Here is a 17,118-nt window from a genome sequence, read left to right on the forward strand (position 1 = left end):
CTGATTTTATCAGATCAGCGCTCCAAGCTGTTGTTTTAGCGTACGTCTTACCCGAAACCATTTCATGTGTTCCGGGATGAAAAGCGATATACGAAACATATACGATTCATATACAACTTTTAAATCGCAGAGGGCAACTGTTTCTTGCGCTTGACTCTTGGCTTTGACGATTCAATACTAGAACATAACATGAACAATTGATGGGGTTTTTGACGTGAGCGGCATCGACATCGCGGCGTTGCGGCGCATGGTTACGGCCATCGAAGGCAACAATCCGCAAGGAAATTTTGCACAAGAAACAGGAGCAGGCAGTGGGCGTGCAGGCACTTTTACGCTCGGCCTTGCCGGGGCCGATGCCGCCTTTCCGCATGGTCTGAGAGGCGATGCACTGCATGAGGTTTTTGCTGAAAATCCCGGTGCACATATGGCCGCAACCGGCTTTGCGCTGGCGCTGGCTTTGCGTGCCTCCCGTTCAAAACGGGCAATTATCTGGATTGAGGAAGAAAGGGCATCAAGCGAATATGGTGGACTTTATCCACCGGGCCTTCATGCATTCGGCATCGATCCGTCCCGGCTTCTGATCGTGCGCTGCCCCAGCGCACAGGATGTTTTGAAAGCAACCAATGATGCGCTTGAAGAGGCAAGCGGCAAGGCTTCAAACCTCATCTCCGGCGTCGTCGCCGCGGTGACGGGGCAACCGAAATGTCTCGATCTGACTGCTTCACGTCGCCTGCTTCTGGCAACAGAAACCGCGCATCTGCCGGTCATCCTGCTCAGAAGCCACCGCACAGGCGTGCAAAGTGCTGCTGTCAGCCGCTGGCGGGTGGCACCTGCGCCATCTCGCTCCAGCGGCGCGAATGCACCCGGTATGCCTGTCTTTTCCGCCGTGCTTGAGCGCAACCGGCACGGCTCCTGCGGACAGTGGATCATGGAATGGAACAATGAAAACCTTGAATTTGGAGCAAGCGAAAGGGATGACAGAACGCGTTTTCCTCGCCCTGTGGTTTCCGTTCCTGCCGACCGACCGGCTGCGCCGCGCCGCTCTGCATGATGGCAAACAGCAACGGCCGCTTGTTGTGAGCGAGCGCATGGCCAATGCCTTGCGCCTGATGGCGGTGGACGCCAAAGCAGCCACGCTCGGCCTTTTCCCTGGCATGGCGCTGACCGATGCACGGGCGCGGGTGGAAGGGCTGGAAGTGGCAACAGCCGCACCGGAGCGTGATTGCGCACTGCTTAAGCGTCTTGCCCATTGGTGCGAGCGTTACACACCGCTTATAGCTTTTGATGCGCCGCATGGTCTGATGCTCGACATCACCGGCTGTGCGCATCTCTTTGGCGGGCTTGCCGCCATGCGTGAGGACGCTGTCATGCGGATTGAACGGACGGGCCTGAACATACAGGCAGCCGTTGCCGATAACAGCTTTGCCGCACGGTTGCTTGCACGCGGAACAAAAGGCGGTGTTTTCAGCAAATCTGATGCCGACAAGCTATTGCCGCGCCTGCCGCTCTCGTCTCTTGAACTCACGGAGGCTGCGGAAACAGGTCTCAAACGGGCCGGGCTAAAGCGTATCGGCGATGTCATGGCACTGCCCCGCGCAGCACTCACCGCGCGTTTTGGAGCCGACCTTGCCACCAAGCTTGACCGGCTGGCTCGACAGGAGCGCGCACCAATTTCGCCCTTGCGCATCGTACCGCTCAACATGGCCGAACGCCGCCTGCCTGAACCGGTGAGCGCCATGGAACTGGTCGAACGCCTCTTGCAGGAATTGGCGCAGGAGCTGTTTGCGCTGCTTGAAACCGAAGGCAAAGGGGCGCTTCTGATCGAAGCTTCCTTCTTTCGGGTCGATGGCGAGGTGCGCCATATCCGTATCGAAACCGGCCAGCCTTTGCGTGAAGATCGGGTATTTCTCAGGCTCGCACGGGAGCGGCTCAATGCGCTGACCGATCCGCTTGATGCCGGTTTTGGCTTCGACATGATCCGTCTCGCAGCACTTCGCAGCGGAGCCATTGCCCAACGCCAGACAGGGCTTGATCAGCATGAAGAAGATGAAGCAGGTTTCAGCCAGTTGATCGACCGGCTTTCGGCACGGCTGGGGCAGGAGCGCGTGCTGGTTTCCTTTTCGCGCAATACGCATATTCCCGAACGTGCTTTTGGCCTGCGTTCTGCCCTGCAAAACCGCAAAAGCGAGGCCGATTATGACATTGGTCCGACACTTCCCGATGATCCGCCAGCGCGACCAATAAAACTGTTTCATCCGCCGCAGCCAATCGAGAGTATTGCGGAAGTGCCCGACAGCCCACCCTCGTTTTTCCTGTGGCGGCGCGTGCGTCATCATGTGCGGCTTGCCGAAGGACCAGAACGAATCGAGCCGGAATGGTGGCTCGCAATCGGCCATGATGTGCCGCAGCTGCGCGACTACTACCGCGTGGAGGATGATAACGGCCAGCGTTTCTGGATTTTTCGCGAGGGGCTTTATGATGGCTCCAACCATCCCCGCTGGTTTTTGCATGGGTTGTTTGCGTGATGCCCCGCTATTTTGAAATGGCAGTCGCCAGCAACTTTTCTTTCTTGAGTGGTGCATCGCATCCGCAGGAACTGGTGATGGAGGCTCACGCGCTTGGGCTGTCCGGCATCGGCATTGCCGACCGCAACACGCTGGCCGGTGTGGTTCGCGCCCACGCGGCGTGGAAAGAGATTCGCGACACATGCGACTTCCGCCTGTTCATCGGCTGTCGCCTTTCCTTTACTGATGGCACACCCGATATGGTTGTCTATCCGCGTGATCGCGCGGCCTATGGGCAATTGTGCCGCCTGCTGACAACAGGAAAACATCGCGCTTCCACCAAGGGCGAATGTCATCTCGAATGGGGCGATCTGCTGTTCCGCGCGCGGCAGTTTCAGATTGCCGTCTTTGCGCCCGACGAAGACGAGCCGGATTTTGCCGCGCGTCTGACGGAGATCGCACAGGCGGCTCCCGGCTCTGTCTGGCTGGCGCTGACCATGCCCCATCAAGGCCATGACGGGCGCCGTGCCGAACGCATCGCAGGTTTTGCAGCGGCAGCAAATGTGCCGCTGCTTGCCACCAATGACGTGCTTTATCACCACCCTGATCGCCGCGCGTTGCAGGATGTGCTGACAGCAACGCGGCATCACACAACGGTTTTTGCAGCCGGGCGGCTGCTTGAAAAAAATGCCGAGCGCCACCTCAAACCATCGCATGAAATGCTGCGTCTGTTCCGCAATTACGCAACAGCAATCAAAGCGACAGTCGATTTTGTGGCTCCCATCACATTCAGGCTTGATGAATTGAAATATGATTATCCTGATGAGCCAGTACCGCCCGGCAAGACACCGCAGCAGCATCTGCATGATCTCACATGGGCGGGTGCTGCCGGGCATTATGGTGCAGATACGATTCCAGCCAAAGTTCAGACGCTAATCAACAAGGAGCTGGCGCTGATTGAACAGCTGCAATATGCGGCTTACTTTCTCACCGTCTATGACATTGTGCAGTTTGCCAAATCGAAGAATATCCTATGTCAGGGACGCGGTTCGGCAGCCAATTCGGCTGTCTGTTTTTGCCTTGGTGTGACCGGCGTTGATCCAACGCAAGTGGATCTCCTGTTCGAACGCTTCCTTTCGGTCGAACGCAAGGAGCCCCCGGATATCGACGTCGATTTCGAGCACGAGCGGCGCGAAGAAGTGATGCAGTATATCTACAATCGCTACACCACCGATCGTGCGGCGATTGTCGCGACCGTCATCAGCTATCGCTCGCGCAGTGCGATCCGCGATGTCGGCAAGGCACTGGGCCTGACGGAAGACGTGACGGCAGCACTTGCCAACACAGTCTGGGGCATATCAGGTGGCGGCATCGACAAGCAGCATATCCGCCAGGCGGGGCTTGATCCTGACAATCCCATCATCCGGCGTGCGGTCGAACTGGCACTGGAACTGATCGGCTTTCCACGCCACCTTTCGCAACATGTCGGCGGTTTTGTCCTGACGCGCGACCGGCTTGACGAAACGGTGCCCATTGGCCCGGCAGCGATGGACAAGCGCTATTTTATCGAATGGGACAAAGACGATATTGATGAAGTGGGATTGATGAAGGTGGACGTGCTGTCGCTCGGTATGCTCACCTGCATCCGCAAAGCTTTCGACCTCATTCACACCCATAAGCCGCATCTTTATGGCGGCGAAAAGCTGACGCTCGCCAATTTGGAACGCGAGGATAAAATCGTCTATGACATGCTCTGCAAGGGCGATTCGCTTGGCGTGTTTCAGGTGGAAAGCCGCGCGCAGATGAACATGCTGCCGCGCCTGAAACCACGTATATTCTATGACCTTGTCATTCAGGTCGCCATTGTGCGCCCCGGCCCCATTCAAGGCGACATGGTGCATCCTTATTTGAGACGGCGAAGCGGGCAGGAGAACGTCACTTACCCCTCGCCCTCCCCCGAACATGGTGAGCCAGACGAACTCAGAAAAATTCTGGAGAAGACCAAAGGCGTGCCGCTGTTTCAGGAGCAGGCCATGCGGATTGCCATTGAGGCCGCTAAATTCACGCCCGATGAGGCCAATCTTCTGCGCCGCGCCATGGCGACTTTCCGCAAGGTTGGGACCATCCACACCATGCAGGAAAAAATGATCGATGGCATGGTCAACCGTGGCTACGATCGCACATTTGCCGAAAATTGTTTCAACCAGATCAAGGGCTTTGGCGAATATGGTTTTCCGGAAAGCCATGCGGCAAGCTTCGCGCATCTGGTCTATATTTCCGCATGGATCAAATGCCACCATCCAGACGTATTCGCAGCAGCACTTCTCAATTCGCAACCCATGGGCTTTTACGCCCCCGCGCAGATCGTGCGCGATGCGCGCGAGCATGGCGTGATTGTGTTGCCAATCGATGTGAATTTCAGCCAGTGGGATAATATTCTGGAAAACCGGCCCGGCAAACAACCAGCGCTGCGGCTCGGCTTTCGCCAGATCGACGGGTTTTCCGAACGCAATGCCGACCTTCTTCATGCAGGTCAGCACGAGCCTTATCGCAGTATTGAGGATATGCATCGCCGCCTGCGGCTTGACCGGCGCAGTTTCACGCTTCTGGCCGATGCCGATGCTTTTGGCTCACTTAACATTGATCGTCGTGCCGCGCTTTGGGCCGTGCGCCGCCTGCCCAATGATGAAACGCTGCCGCTGTTTCGTGCCGCTGAAACAAGCGAACTCGCAGAAGAACCGCGCACAAAACTCCCCGAGATGGCCGCTTCCGAGCATGTGATTGCCGATTATGAAACGACCCGGCTCTCGCTTAAAGGGCATCCCGTGCAATATCTGCGTGAAGGGCTTGCAGCTCAAGGCGTGTCCACCTGCCGCGCCATACAGGAAGGCAAACAGGGGGGACGCATGAAAGTGGCCGGTGTTGTCACTGTGCGCCAGCGCCCCGGCAGTGCCAAGGGCGTGGTGTTCCTGACGATTGAGGATGAAACGGGCATTGCCAATATCGTCATCTGGCCGAAGATCATGAAGGCGTTTCGTCGCGAAGTGATGGGCGCTCGGCTTATTCTGATTGACGGGCAGGTTCAGCGCAGCCCGGAAGGTGTGGTGCATCTGGTTGCATCAAAGCTGGAAGATCGCTCTGCCACACTGATTGAAATGAGTGGACGGGAATCACAAAGGCTCATGACACCTTCAGAAACCACAGCGCGTCATCCGCGCAATGTGAAGGTGATGCCGAACTCACGCGACTTTCACTAAGATTGAGCTTCTGGCGGTCTGCAAATGGCGCCTTGCTGCGCTTCCGGTGCGCATGTACCTTAAAGTACACTCCGCTCCGGTTCTCGCAAAACACCATTTTCGGCACGCCATAAACTCAATCTGATGCCGTGCATTTCGTCAGTTTCAGGTTCCAACAACAAAAACCGCACAATAATGCAGTGCAGCGCCGACCACGACAAAAGCGTGCCAGATGGCATTTTGAAAGCGCAAACGCTCCCAGACGTGAAAGATCACACCCAGTGAATAAACCATGCCACCCGCTGCGATCAGCCAGAAGACAGCTGGTGGCAATGACTGCACCATGGTGTCATAGACCATGACACCACTCCAGCCGAGCGCGAGATAAAGCAGGATCGACAGGCGATCAAAGCGTCCGGGCATAAAGAGTTTGAGCATGATGCCAATGAAAGCCACGCCCCAGACAAAGAGAAGCAAAGGCCAAGCACGATCGCCCATATGGATCGCGAAAGGCGTGTAAGTTCCGGCAATCAGCAGATAAATCGCCGAATGATCGAAACGGCGCAAAAACCATTTTGTCGGCGAGGCCGGCCAGATATTATAGACTGCCGAAATACCAAGCGCTGCCAGAAGGCTTGCCAGATAGACACCTGAAGAAATGGAAGTGGCTGCTGACATGTTGGGCAGAAAATAGAGCAACATGGCAATGGCGCCGGCAAGCGCCAGTGCGACGCCCAGCACATGAATGATACCATCGACCCACAACTCGGCCCGGTCATATTTCCAGTTGATTGGATAAGGCAGCTTTACATTCATCACACGCACTCATGTCTTTTCATGTGAGACGCACATTTGCCCAAAAAGTGTGAAACAGTTTTCGGAGTGCGCGCTCAAGACAGCAAACTGCCATCGCATTGCAGCATCAAGATGACAGTTGCAGAATGCGGTTATTGCACAGAAGGGGTATAAGACGCCTGAACTGGTGCGACGCCGGGAAGCGGCGCTGAAGCGCCGTCTGGCAGCGTTTCTGTTTCAGCAGAGACGATTGCTGCTTCGCGCGTTGGACCACCACGCTTCCAACTGCCGTCGAGACCTGTTTCCTGCAACAATCCCTTGCGCTTGGCATCATAATAATAGCCACGTGCATAATAGCGCACAGCCTGACTTTCATCACCGCCTGCAACCTTATAAGCGCCGGAGAGATAACGGACGGCATATTTCAGGTTCGTTTCGGCATCAAGAAGCCCCTTGGGGTTGCCCTTGTAGCCCATGCCCCGCGCCGTTGGATGGCTGATCTGCATCAAGCCCCAGTAAGGGCCATTGCGCGCTCCGGGGTTAAAGCGGCTTTCGCGATGCACCACACGACGCACCAGACGCTCCGGCACATCATAGGCAACCGAATATTTGGTGATCAGATCGTCGAGGCCTTCGGGTGCATGGTCCGGCGTTTCAAATGCCATATTGGTGGCAAGAGATGCAGGCGAGGCTGCTGCCTGCGCGCCAGCAAAGGCCATCATCGGCTCTGACTGCCCGCGAATACCGGGAATTGGCACAACAGATGGGAGCACCGGATTTTCAAGCGATGCGACAGTCTGCGTGCCGGGTGTCGCATTGGCATCGGCGACAGTGACAGCACCCTGAGCAGGCGCGGCAGCAACTTTGGCCGAATTTTCTGCCGGTGAGACCAGCGCCGTTTTTCCAGACTTGCCATCGCTCGTTGTGTTGCATGCGCTCAAAGCGGCAGCGCAACCAAGGAGAAGAACCCCTTTAAGGACCGTAGACGAAAATGGTTTGGAGAAAGCCTGAAAATGCATGATTGACCGATCCTATGAATCGAAATCTTGTTCAATGCGTTTTTCGAGTTCAACAAGATCTTCCGGCAAAGGCATACCAGTCGCTTTCAACGCGTTGAGCTTCTCGCGAACAGTTTCCCGAATCTCATGAACGTCCTGCGGCTGGTTGACCATCTGCTCAAACAGCAGGGCGATTTCCGCTTTGATGTCCTCGAATGCCATAAGACCCTCTTGGCTTGAGCGGGTCCGTTTTGCGGCCCGGTTCAGACAATATTCTTTCAATCGATAACCGTCATGTATCACGCAAAAGACACAGAACGGAAGCCCTCAAAGTTGCAACAACGCCAAAATGAATATTTCAACGCGTAACACAGCGATTTCGAACCTCAAAGAATACGTGGCAGCATTGTATCTATCGCATTGAAATCACGCGCCAAAATCCCAAGATCATCCAAGCCGAGGCCACCATGTGGATCAAACAGATAAATACTCATCCATATGAGTCCGCATGTCAGCAAAATCGCGAGAATCGTCAGAAGCAGAAGGCGGCGACCGAGAGCGACATTGGAGCCAGCTCCCTCGGGTGGGTTCTTGTTCATATTCAATCGTCGTTCGTGGCGTTCAATTCTTCCGGTGGTGTACCATGTTCTGACGCCGCGGCAAGATAGCCCTGCTGCACAAGTGCGTTCCTCAAAATGAGAATGATAGCCTCACTCTGATTGATACCCGGATGCGTCTCATTGATGAAACGTTCAAGCGCGTCATGCACGTCCATGGGGAGATAGGTGCTCATCGTTCCTCCTTGATCAGACAACTGTTACGGCAAGCGAACCGATGCCGCTCACGGTTCCTTGCAGTATGTCTCCGCGCTTTACAGCGCCAACACCTGCGGGCGTGCCGGTATAAATCAGATCACCCGATTGCAGCACGAAAAGCGATGACAGATAGGCAATGGTTTCCGGCACCTTCCAGATCATCTGGTTAAGATCACCGGACTGGCGCGTTTCGCCATTGATTTTCAGCGTAATTGCGGCCGAATCCAGGTGACCGACTTCCGACACGGGCACGATAGCCGAGCAAGGGGCCGAATGTTCAAACGCCTTTGCCACTTCCCACGGACGGCCCGCCTTCTTGGCGACAGCCTGTAAATCACGCCGCGTCATGTCGATACCGACTGCATAGCCATAGACATGGTCGAGCGCCGTTTCGACAGCAATATCCTTGCCGCCCGTCTTGAGCGCGACAACGAGTTCAATCTCGTGATGCACGTCTTCAGTCTTTGGCGGATAGGGGAAATCACCGCCATTGATAACCAGATTATCCGGGTTCTTCTGGAAGAAAAAAGGCGGATTGCGTGTAGGATCGCCGCCCATTTCAATGGCGTGATCGGCATAGTTCTGACCAACACAATAGATGCGGTGCACGGGAAAGCGTGCTTCTGTTCCCTTCACAGGCACAAATGGCTGTGGTGCGGGGGCGAACACATAATTTATCATAAAAGGCTTATCCCGTGAGAATATGACTGATGTTGAATATCATGCAGCCAGCAGGCATTTGCCGCAAGGCTTTCGCATGCAATTTTCCGTCATGTCTTATGCCGTTGTAACAACATAATTTGCATTGCGTGAGGATGAGATCACAAGTTCTGCATTGGGAATATCGTTGGAAAGTGCGCGTTCGCGTGCTGCATCGTGGCTATGCCCATAATCAAGCCAGCGCTGAATAAGGCGGCGTTCCAGCGCGGCAAAAGGCACATCCAGAAAGATCGACATATCGAAGAACGATGCAAGACGCGTCCATGGTTGTTGATCAAGCAGCAGATAATTGCCCTCAACCAGCAGAATCCGGTGATCGGCATGCACAATTGCTCCGCCAGCGCGGGCAAGATCAAGCGTGCGGTCGAAAACCGGGATAACAACGTCTTCCTGCGCGTTTTTCAGTCGCGCCAAAAGTGCTGCAAAGCCTGCACAATCGAAAGTCTGCGGTGCGCCTTTCCGCTTGCGAAGCCCGCGTTCATCCAGGATAGCATTGTCCAGATGAAAGCCATCCATTGGCACAACGACAGCCGGCCCCGCCTCACCTTTATTGATCGCATCGCGCAGATAGCCGGAGAGCGTCGACTTGCCAGCTCCCGGAGGTCCAGCAATTGCAACAATCAGGCGGCCATCTGTTTCGGAAAGCTTCGAGAGAATTTGCGCAGGCAGGCTTTCGGCTGGGCAAGGCTTCATATGAGGCACCTGAATTGAAAAATGAGCGTGTGTTTAGAGAAGAAACACACAGTTTGTTATTTTCAAACAATAAGTTTGATCTATCTTGTCTTGCTATGACCGCAAAGACTGATCACTTGCACCCACCAAGACTATTTTAATCGAACGGGAAAAATATGACCGTCAAGACAATTGCCACCACGCCCTTTCAGGATCAGCAGCCCGGCACATCGGGCCTGCGCAAGAAAGTGCCGGTTTTCCAGCAGCCCAATTATGCCGAAAACTTCATCCAGTCGGTTTTCGATGTGCTGGAAGGGTTTACGGGCAAGACCCTCGTGGTCGGCGGCGATGGACGCTTTTATAATCGCGAAGTGATCCAGAAAGTTATCAAGATCGCAGCCGCCAATGGCTTTGGCCGTATCATGGTTGGGCAGGGTGGCATTCTTTCGACGCCTGCCGCTTCCAACATGATCCGCAAATACAAGGCTTTTGGTGGCCTCATTCTTTCTGCAAGCCACAATCCCGGTGGTCCGACCGAAGATTTTGGCATCAAATACAATATCGGCAATGGCGGCCCGGCACCGGAAAAGATCACTGAAGCGATCTTTGCGCGCTCAAAAGTGATCGATCAATACAAGATCACCGATGCAGCCGATATCGATCTCAACACGATTGGAGCCTTTAAGGTTGGCGAAACAGAGATCGTGGTCTTTGACCCCGTCGCTGATTACGCCGAACTGATGGAAAGCCTGTTCGACTTTGACGCGATCCGCACGATGATCAAAGGCGGCTTTGCGCTGAAGTTCGACGCGATGCATGCCGTTACCGGCCCTTACGCCAAGGAGATCTTTGAACATCGTCTCGGTGCGCCGGAAGGCAGCGTGATGAATTTCGTGCCGCTGCCAGATTTTGGCGGCCATCACCCGGACCCTAATCTCGTTTATGCCAAAGAGCTCTACGATCTTCTGATGTCAGACAATGCACCCGATTTCGGTGCCGCATCAGACGGCGACGGCGACCGCAATCTCATCATCGGGCGCGGTATTTTTGTGACCCCATCCGATTCGCTTGCCATGCTTGCAGCCAATGCGCATCTGGCACCCGGCTATAAAAACGGCATCAAGGGCATTGCCCGCTCCATGCCAACGAGTGCTGCCGCTGATCGCGTTGCGGAGAAGCTTGGCATTGGCATGTATGAAACCCCGACGGGCTGGAAATTCTTCGGCAATCTGCTCGATCATGGCAAGGTCACGATCTGTGGTGAGGAAAGCTCCGGCACCGGCTCAGACCATGTGCGCGAAAAAGACGGGCTTTGGGCGGTTCTGCTCTGGCTCAACATTCTTGCCGTGCGCAAGGAAAGTGTGAAAGCCATTGTGGAGGAACATTGGGCGCGTTTTGGCCGCAACTATTACACCCGTCACGATTATGAAGCGGTGGATTCCGACATTGCAAAGAAGCTGGTTGCTGATTTGCGTGGCAAGCTTGCAAGCCTGCCGGGCACAAGCGTCAATGGCCTTAAGATCGAAAAGGCCGATGATTTTGCCTATCACGATCCGATCGATCATTCGGTAAGCGAGCATCAGGGCATCCGCATTTATTTTGAAGGCGGCGCGCGCGTGGTGCTGCGTCTTTCAGGCACCGGCACATCGGGCGCCACAATCCGCGTCTATATCGAACGCTATGAAGCAGATGCAGCCAAGCATAATCTCGATACGCAGGAGACGCTCGCGACACTGATCGATGCAGCAGAACAGATCGCTGAGGTGAAAAGGCGCAGCGGACGGACTGAGCCTTCGGTGATTACGTAAATAATAAAAGGGCCGCGTTGCGCGGCCCTTTCGTTTTATTCAAAAACAATTGCCGGAGCGGACTTGCCAGCGCCCTCACCGGTTTTCATATTCGCCCAAACCTTGGCTGCTATATCGCGATAAATTTTCGCGTGCTCGCTGTCAGGTTCCACCACCGTAATCGGTGTGCCGTTATCCGAATGCGCGCGCACATCCATGTGCAGCGGCACTTCACCAAGGAACGGCACATTAAGACGTTCGGCTTCCTTGCGTGCGCCGCCGTGACCGAAAATGTCGTAGCGTTTGCCGGTATCGGGCGCGATGAAATAGCTCATGTTCTCGACAATACCCAAAAGTGGCACATCCACCTTGCGGAACATGGCAAGCCCCTTGCGCGCATCGATCAGCGCCAGATCCTGCGGCGTTGAAACAACAACGGCACCCGCCAGCGGCACCTGTTGCGCCATGGTGAGCTGCGCATCACCCGTACCCGGGGGCATATCGACGACCAGAACGTCAAGATTGCCCCATGCCACTTCGCGCAGCATCTGTGTCAGCGCCGACATGACCATAGGGCCGCGCCAGATCATCGGGGTTTCTTCATCCACCATGAAGCCCATCGACATCACTTTGATGCCGTAGTTTTCCATCGGCTTGAGCGTCCGGCCTTCGATTGTTTCCGGGCGACCGGAAAGGCCAAGCAGGCGCGGCATGGATGGGCCGTAAATATCGGCATCGAGAATGCCGACTTTCAAGCCATTTGCGGCCATGCCGAGCGCCAGATTGACAGCCGTGGTGGATTTGCCCACCCCACCCTTGCCGGATGCGACGGCAATGATGGCACCAACTCCGGGAATACCGGGCTTTGTAGCCGGACGCGGTTGCGGCGGCTGACGATTCTGAACTGGTGCAGAGCGAGCCTGCGGTTTGGGCTGCGGCGGTGCATCATCACTCGTACGCCCGCCCTTCTTTTCAGCCGTCAGCGTGACCAGCGCACCGGACACACCTGGAATTTCCTTGACTGTCTTTTCCGCAGCCAGCCGCATCGGCTCAAGCGCATTTGCGCGATCCGCCGGAACCGTTATCGAGAAAAAGACTTTGCCGTCGGCAATAAAAATATCCGACACCAGACCAAGCGACACCACATCGCTTTCGAAATCTGGCCCTGTCACAGCCTTCAGCCGCTCCAGAACCTGTTCACGCGTTACGCCTGACATTCTTCCAACCTCGTCTGCGGCAAGCTCTCCGCTTGCTCGCTTTGCATATCTTGAGATAATCCAGTTTCAGCCAAAAGGCCAATAGATGTGAACAAAGAGTTTTAAGCCAGGCAGGTGACATAATGGCCAAAGCCATCCACACAATGATACGCGTTCTTGATGAAGCGCGCTCAGTTTCCTTCTACGATCAGGCCTTTGGCCTGAAAATCGCCGAGCGCATCGATTTCGAAAGCTTCACACTGGTCTATCTGCGCAATGGCGAAGCCGATTTCGAAGTTGAGCTGACCGTTAATAAGGGGCGCACTGAAGCCTATAATCTCGGCGATGGCTATGGCCATGTCGCTTTCGTGGTCGATGATCTTGATGCGGAACATGTCCGTTTCGCAGAACTCGGCTTCAAGGTCGGCAAGCTGGTCGATTTCAAGAACGGTGATGTGCCGGTTGCGCGCTTCTTCTTTGTTGAAGATCCGGATGGCTATAAGATTGAAGTCATTCAACGCGGTGGACGGTATCAATAAGGACAATGCGGCGCGTAGAGCGCATAAACTGACCGCTCACCTGAGTGCATCCTAATCAACAAGCTTCTATTTGACGCTTGGCAAAGACAGCCGCTTCGGAATAGATAAAGTCGATCCTGAGGGAGAATTTTGGGTTGAACATGCGCGCAGTCCAGTTCCGGGCAACATTGGCAATACGCATTTTGAGCGTATTGGCGTTGTTGCTCGTCGCTTTCGGACACAAGCCGGTGATATTCGCTGCGCCCGAACCATTGCTGCTTGCGCAATATGTTCTGCCCGATGGCAGCTATCCGGTGCTTTGCATCACCGACCATGCAGTCGATCAAGAAAGTCATGATCAGGACCAGCATCTGCACAACAGCAATATTTGTGATGCCTGCCGCATTTCGTCAGCACTCCTTTGCCCCTTGCCTGCTGCATCGACCGGGGCCGCACCCAACATTGCAGCGGCAGAAGTTATTCTTCCATCAGAACCCATTTTAAAGCAGACCATCTATCCACCGTCCGCGCCACCACAAGCGCCACCCTTCGCCTGAGATTCATCTTCGCTTGCAAGCGTTTCAATGCGCTGCATCCCGACATATGATTATTCAGGTTTGAAACAATGAAAAACACTCGTCTTTTTACATCCGCCATTTCGCTTTTTGCCCTTTGCGCTTCCGCGGGAATCGTCAATGCCCATTCCTCGCTTGATCAGAGCGAAGCGATGGCTGGCAGCCGCTACAAGGCGATTATCCGCATCCCGCATGGTTGTGATGGCAAAGCGACCACTGCTGTCAAAGTGGAGCTTCCCGAAGGATTTGTTTCCGCACAGCCACAGCCGAAGGCTGGCTGGAAGATCGAAACAGCCAAAGGCGACTATGCCCAAAGCTACAAGGTCCATGGCAAGGATGTGACCTCAGGCCTTAAACAGGTGACATGGAGCGAAGGCGAACTGCCAAGCGACTTCTATGACGAATTCGTGGTTGTCGGCCAGCTTGCCAAATTCGACAAGGATACAACGCTTTCCTTCCCTGTGACGCAATTCTGCGGAACGGATGATTCCGTGGCCTGGACAGACATTGCTAAGGATGGTCAGAACCCGCATGATCTCAAGCATCCAGCGCCACAGCTTCGCGTGTTGGCCGCAGCAAGTGCCGACGAACATGCCGGACATGATATGCACGGCAATGCGAGCAGCAGCACACATGCAGATCATGGCGATCATGCCATGGCTGCAATCAAGGTGGGTGATATCAGCATCAGTGGACCTTCTATCCGTGCCATGGTTCCCGGCGCGAAAGTTGCCGGTGGTTTCCTCACCATCAAAAATGACGGCAAAGAGGCTGACACGCTGGTCGGCGTTACAACGACCGGCGTCAAGCGCGTTGAAATCCATGAAATGACCATGGAGAATCAGGTCATGAAAATGCGCCCGCTCAAGAACGGGTTGGATATTCCCGCAGGCGAGAGCGTTGCGCTGAAATCGGGCGGCTATCACCTGATGTTCATTCAGCCCGAGCATCCTTACAAGGAAGGCGACAAGGTTTCCGCGACGCTTGAATTCGCAAAAGCCGGGAAGGTCGATGTGGAGTTTCCGGTAACTGCGCAAAGCGGTAAGTCTGACGACCATTCAAACCACTAAAGCATGTCGCGAAAAAGTGGGAACCGCCTTTGCGGGGAAATCAGTCTACCGGACTGATTTCCATTCCCGCTACGATCAGAGAACGACATGCGTCAAAACAAGAAGATAGAGCGTGCGTATCGGGCAGGATTAAGCGCGACACGCTCTGAATAGAAAAGACGGGTACATAGACGACTTATGCGCCCGTTTGCCGCAACCGCTACCCAATTGTAGCGATTGCGTTCTTCGGCTATTGCTATAAACATGAGTTCAATAGTCTAGAATAATTCTACACTATTGAAATAATTCACTTTTATAAAAGATGAGTAATTGACTCCAGATCAATTTACAGCTTTTATGCAGTTGAGTTATTTTGTGCAGCCTTTGATGTTTGGGCCTTGAACCCGTTCGATTGGAGGACCCGATGATCGGTGTCAGTGAATGCCGGTTCGCAAATGTAGATGGATTGCCGTGGCAACTTCATCTTTTGCCGACCGGATACTGCAATGTGCGAGGGGAAACAGAACGCCTCGCAAATCATAAGCAGCGAGACGGTTTGGCTGTTTATACCTCTGAACGGAGGCGCAAATGAATATGCGTATCTCCGAACTCAATGGCACCAACAGCGTGGGCTATTATGACCGCCTGCCGGAAAAGCTGGTGCTTGAGGGCTACCGCCGCTGGACTGCGGGGTTTGAAACCGGCTCAATCATTCCATGGGAAATGACCTGGGGTCTTTATGCGGAAGTGCTTGGCGCGTCAGAAGCAAAACGGGCTGTGGGCGAACTTTCGCAGTTTATCCGCGTGTTGCGCCATTGCGCCAGCTGCCCACTGCGCGCCTTTCCATTCGATTCGCACCATGTTTGCCGGGAAGAGTGCCTGACACTCGGTCTTATCTCCGGCATTCAAAATCAGGATGGCTTGTTGCTCGATACCTGTCTTGAGGCCATTGCCTGCAAACGACGGTGCAATGATGTGGCAGACGCCGCGCGCAATTTTGCCGACACATTGGCGGATTTCGGACAGACTTTGCTGCCAATACCCATCCATGCCATCGACAGTGCTTTGAGCATAACCCGGCGCGCGACCTTTCACTGATGTGAAAAACGCTGCGTAGGATTTTTTTGATTTAGGCCGCGCAAAGCGGCACGAGGAGACCCAACATGCAAGCCAGAACCGAACGACGCCTCGGCTTTGTTGCAGCCATTGCGCTCACCACAGCAGCCTTTGCGGTGCCAGCGGTATCGACACAGATGGCACAGGATATCACTGCGCCTGCAAAACGCCATGCATCGGTGGATAGCATGAAGTTTGAACTTTCCCGCCTTGTCGCCTTTGCCGACAGTGCGTCTAAGCCTGTTCATTACGAGTAAACAGAAGACCGATCAACCGGGCGAAACGCCTCCAGTCCGTCCGGTCGAACATGAGAGCGCGTGCATTGTTGATATGCACGCGCTCTGTTTTTTGCTTCAAACCTATTGCGATCAGCTCACGATGATCGGCGCTTTTCCCTGAACACGGTTATAAAGATCAATAATGTCCTGGTTCATCAGGCGGATGCAGCCTGAGGACATAGACTGGCCAATAGACCACCATTCCGGCGAGCCATGGATGCGGTAACCCGTATCACGACCATTCTGGAAGATATAAAGCGCACGCGCCCCAAGCGGGTTTTGTGGACCCGGCTCCTGACCATTGCGGTATTTCTCAAGGTCCGGTCGGCGCTGAATCATTTCAGGCGGCGGCGTCCAGCGCGGCCATTGCTTCTTATACTGAACATTGGCGCGGCCCTGCCATTCAAAGCCTGCCTTGCCGATGCCAACGCCATATCGCAGCGCTTCGCCACCGGGCAAGACATAGTAAAGAAAGTGATCTTTGGTAACGACAACGATCGTTCCCGGCGCTTCGCCTGTCGGATCGGGTACGATCTGCCGGCGGAACTCTTTCGGTACTTTCTGATAGGGAATTGCCGGAAGCGCATAAGGCCCTTCCTGCACCGAAGCATACATCACATCCGGCGTGGTAATATTCTTATCAATGCTGATCTGCGGACGCATCGGCGTGATGCCACCCGTCGACATTGGATCGACATTCATCTGGAATGCAGACATATCCATGCTTTGCGAACAGCCTGCAACACCGCCCAGCATCGCAGCACCAGTGCCCATCAGAAAATGACGGCGGCTTAATCTTTCAGTCAGTTTCGACATACAATTCGCCCAACTCAAAATACGGCAAAATACCTTCTTACGC

The 17,118-nt window shown here is 54.6% G+C and carries 18 protein-coding genes; 9 read left to right on the top strand and 9 right to left on the bottom strand.

Annotated elements, in window-relative coordinates; translation table 11 throughout:
- Nucleotides 1-214 precede the first annotated feature (214 nt).
- From VBH83_RS00590 to VBH83_RS00600, 3 genes are read left to right on the top strand one after another with little or no spacing between them, the layout of a single operon-like run.
- A complete protein-coding gene (locus VBH83_RS00590; RefSeq protein ID WP_265982651.1) occupies nt 215-1,051 on the top strand; it encodes an ImuA family protein in 837 nt (278 codons plus the stop codon).
- Entirely contained in the window at nt 942-2,525 is a 1,584-nt protein-coding gene (locus VBH83_RS00595) for a DNA polymerase Y family protein (RefSeq protein ID WP_323054525.1), read from the top strand. Before VBH83_RS00590 ends, VBH83_RS00595 begins: the two co-directional genes overlap by 110 nt.
- Nucleotides 2,525-5,761, top strand: coding sequence for an error-prone DNA polymerase (locus tag VBH83_RS00600; protein WP_265982650.1), 3,237 nt, complete (start codon nt 2,525-2,527; stop codon nt 5,759-5,761). The genes VBH83_RS00595 and VBH83_RS00600 overlap by 1 nt, the downstream gene beginning before the upstream one ends.
- A gap of 144 nt (nt 5,762-5,905) precedes the next feature.
- Here the strand turns inward: VBH83_RS00600 and VBH83_RS00605 are convergent, their stop codons facing one another.
- From VBH83_RS00605 to VBH83_RS00635, 7 genes are all read right to left on the bottom strand, one after another.
- Nucleotides 5,906-6,556 carry a hemolysin III family protein gene (locus VBH83_RS00605; protein ID WP_265982649.1) on the bottom strand — a complete coding sequence of 217 codons (651 nt, stop codon included), beginning with the start codon at nt 6,554-6,556 and terminating at the stop codon, nt 5,906-5,908.
- A gap of 131 nt (nt 6,557-6,687) precedes the next feature.
- Entirely contained in the window at nt 6,688-7,554 is an 867-nt protein-coding gene (locus tag VBH83_RS00610) for a lytic transglycosylase domain-containing protein (RefSeq protein ID WP_265982648.1), read from the bottom strand.
- Nucleotides 7,555-7,566: 12 nt separating this feature from the next.
- Nucleotides 7,567-7,755 (bottom strand): hypothetical protein, encoded by a 189-nt coding sequence (locus VBH83_RS00615; RefSeq protein WP_094578679.1) that lies wholly within the window; start codon nt 7,753-7,755, stop codon nt 7,567-7,569.
- A 164-nt stretch (nt 7,756-7,919) separates the two neighbouring features.
- Nucleotides 7,920-8,132: a hypothetical protein gene (locus tag VBH83_RS00620; RefSeq protein WP_265982647.1), complete on the bottom strand. Its 213-nt coding sequence runs from the start codon at nt 8,130-8,132 to the stop codon at nt 7,920-7,922.
- Nucleotides 8,133-8,134: 2 nt separating this feature from the next.
- Entirely contained in the window at nt 8,135-8,326 is a 192-nt protein-coding gene (locus tag VBH83_RS00625) for a hypothetical protein (RefSeq protein ID WP_396995928.1), read from the bottom strand.
- 13 nt (nt 8,327-8,339) lie between these two features.
- Nucleotides 8,340-9,029: a fumarylacetoacetate hydrolase family protein gene (locus tag VBH83_RS00630; protein WP_265982645.1), complete on the bottom strand. Its 690-nt coding sequence runs from the start codon at nt 9,027-9,029 to the stop codon at nt 8,340-8,342.
- Nucleotides 9,030-9,125: 96 nt separating this feature from the next.
- Nucleotides 9,126-9,761 (bottom strand): nucleoside/nucleotide kinase family protein, encoded by a 636-nt coding sequence (locus tag VBH83_RS00635; RefSeq protein WP_265982644.1) that lies wholly within the window; start codon nt 9,759-9,761, stop codon nt 9,126-9,128.
- A 155-nt stretch (nt 9,762-9,916) separates the two neighbouring features.
- Here VBH83_RS00635 and VBH83_RS00640 point away from each other — a divergent pair, with 155 nt between their 5' ends.
- Nucleotides 9,917-11,548 (top strand): alpha-D-glucose phosphate-specific phosphoglucomutase, encoded by a 1,632-nt coding sequence (locus VBH83_RS00640; RefSeq protein ID WP_265982643.1) that lies wholly within the window; start codon nt 9,917-9,919, stop codon nt 11,546-11,548.
- Between the two features lie 35 nt (nt 11,549-11,583).
- On the opposite strand, the gene apbC is transcribed toward VBH83_RS00640, so the two are convergent.
- Entirely contained in the window at nt 11,584-12,744 is a 1,161-nt protein-coding gene (apbC, locus tag VBH83_RS00645) for an iron-sulfur cluster carrier protein ApbC (RefSeq protein WP_265982642.1), read from the bottom strand.
- Between the two features lie 122 nt (nt 12,745-12,866).
- On the opposite strand from apbC, the gene VBH83_RS00650 reads away from it, so the two are divergent.
- The 5 genes from VBH83_RS00650 to VBH83_RS00670 all read left to right on the top strand — a co-directional run bounded on the left by VBH83_RS00650 (nt 12,867) and on the right by VBH83_RS00670 (nt 16,238).
- Nucleotides 12,867-13,262, top strand: a complete 396-nt coding sequence (locus VBH83_RS00650; protein WP_265982641.1) for a VOC family protein — start codon at nt 12,867-12,869, stop codon at nt 13,260-13,262.
- A gap of 134 nt (nt 13,263-13,396) precedes the next feature.
- Nucleotides 13,397-13,798: a hypothetical protein gene (locus VBH83_RS00655; RefSeq protein ID WP_396995932.1), complete on the top strand. Its 402-nt coding sequence runs from the start codon at nt 13,397-13,399 to the stop codon at nt 13,796-13,798.
- A 68-nt stretch (nt 13,799-13,866) separates the two neighbouring features.
- On the top strand, nt 13,867-14,886 hold the full coding sequence (locus VBH83_RS00660) for a DUF1775 domain-containing protein (RefSeq protein ID WP_396995934.1): 1,020 nt from the start codon (nt 13,867-13,869) through the stop codon (nt 14,884-14,886).
- 567 nt (nt 14,887-15,453) lie between these two features.
- Nucleotides 15,454-15,963, top strand: coding sequence for a hypothetical protein (locus tag VBH83_RS00665; protein ID WP_265982639.1), 510 nt, complete (start codon nt 15,454-15,456; stop codon nt 15,961-15,963).
- 65 nt (nt 15,964-16,028) lie between these two features.
- The gene (locus VBH83_RS00670; protein WP_265983893.1) at nt 16,029-16,238 is read left to right on the top strand and encodes a hypothetical protein; all 210 of its coding nucleotides are present in this window, start codon (nt 16,029-16,031) and stop codon (nt 16,236-16,238) included.
- Between the two features lie 111 nt (nt 16,239-16,349).
- On the opposite strand, the gene VBH83_RS00675 is transcribed toward VBH83_RS00670, so the two are convergent.
- The gene (locus tag VBH83_RS00675; protein WP_265982638.1) at nt 16,350-17,075 is read right to left on the bottom strand and encodes a L,D-transpeptidase; all 726 of its coding nucleotides are present in this window, start codon (nt 17,073-17,075) and stop codon (nt 16,350-16,352) included.
- Between the last annotated feature and the right edge of the window lie 43 nt (nt 17,076-17,118).

Source organism: Ochrobactrum sp. S1502_03 (genome assembly GCF_044435015.1).
Classification (GTDB): Bacteria; Pseudomonadota; Alphaproteobacteria; order Rhizobiales; family Rhizobiaceae; genus Brucella; species Brucella chromiisoli.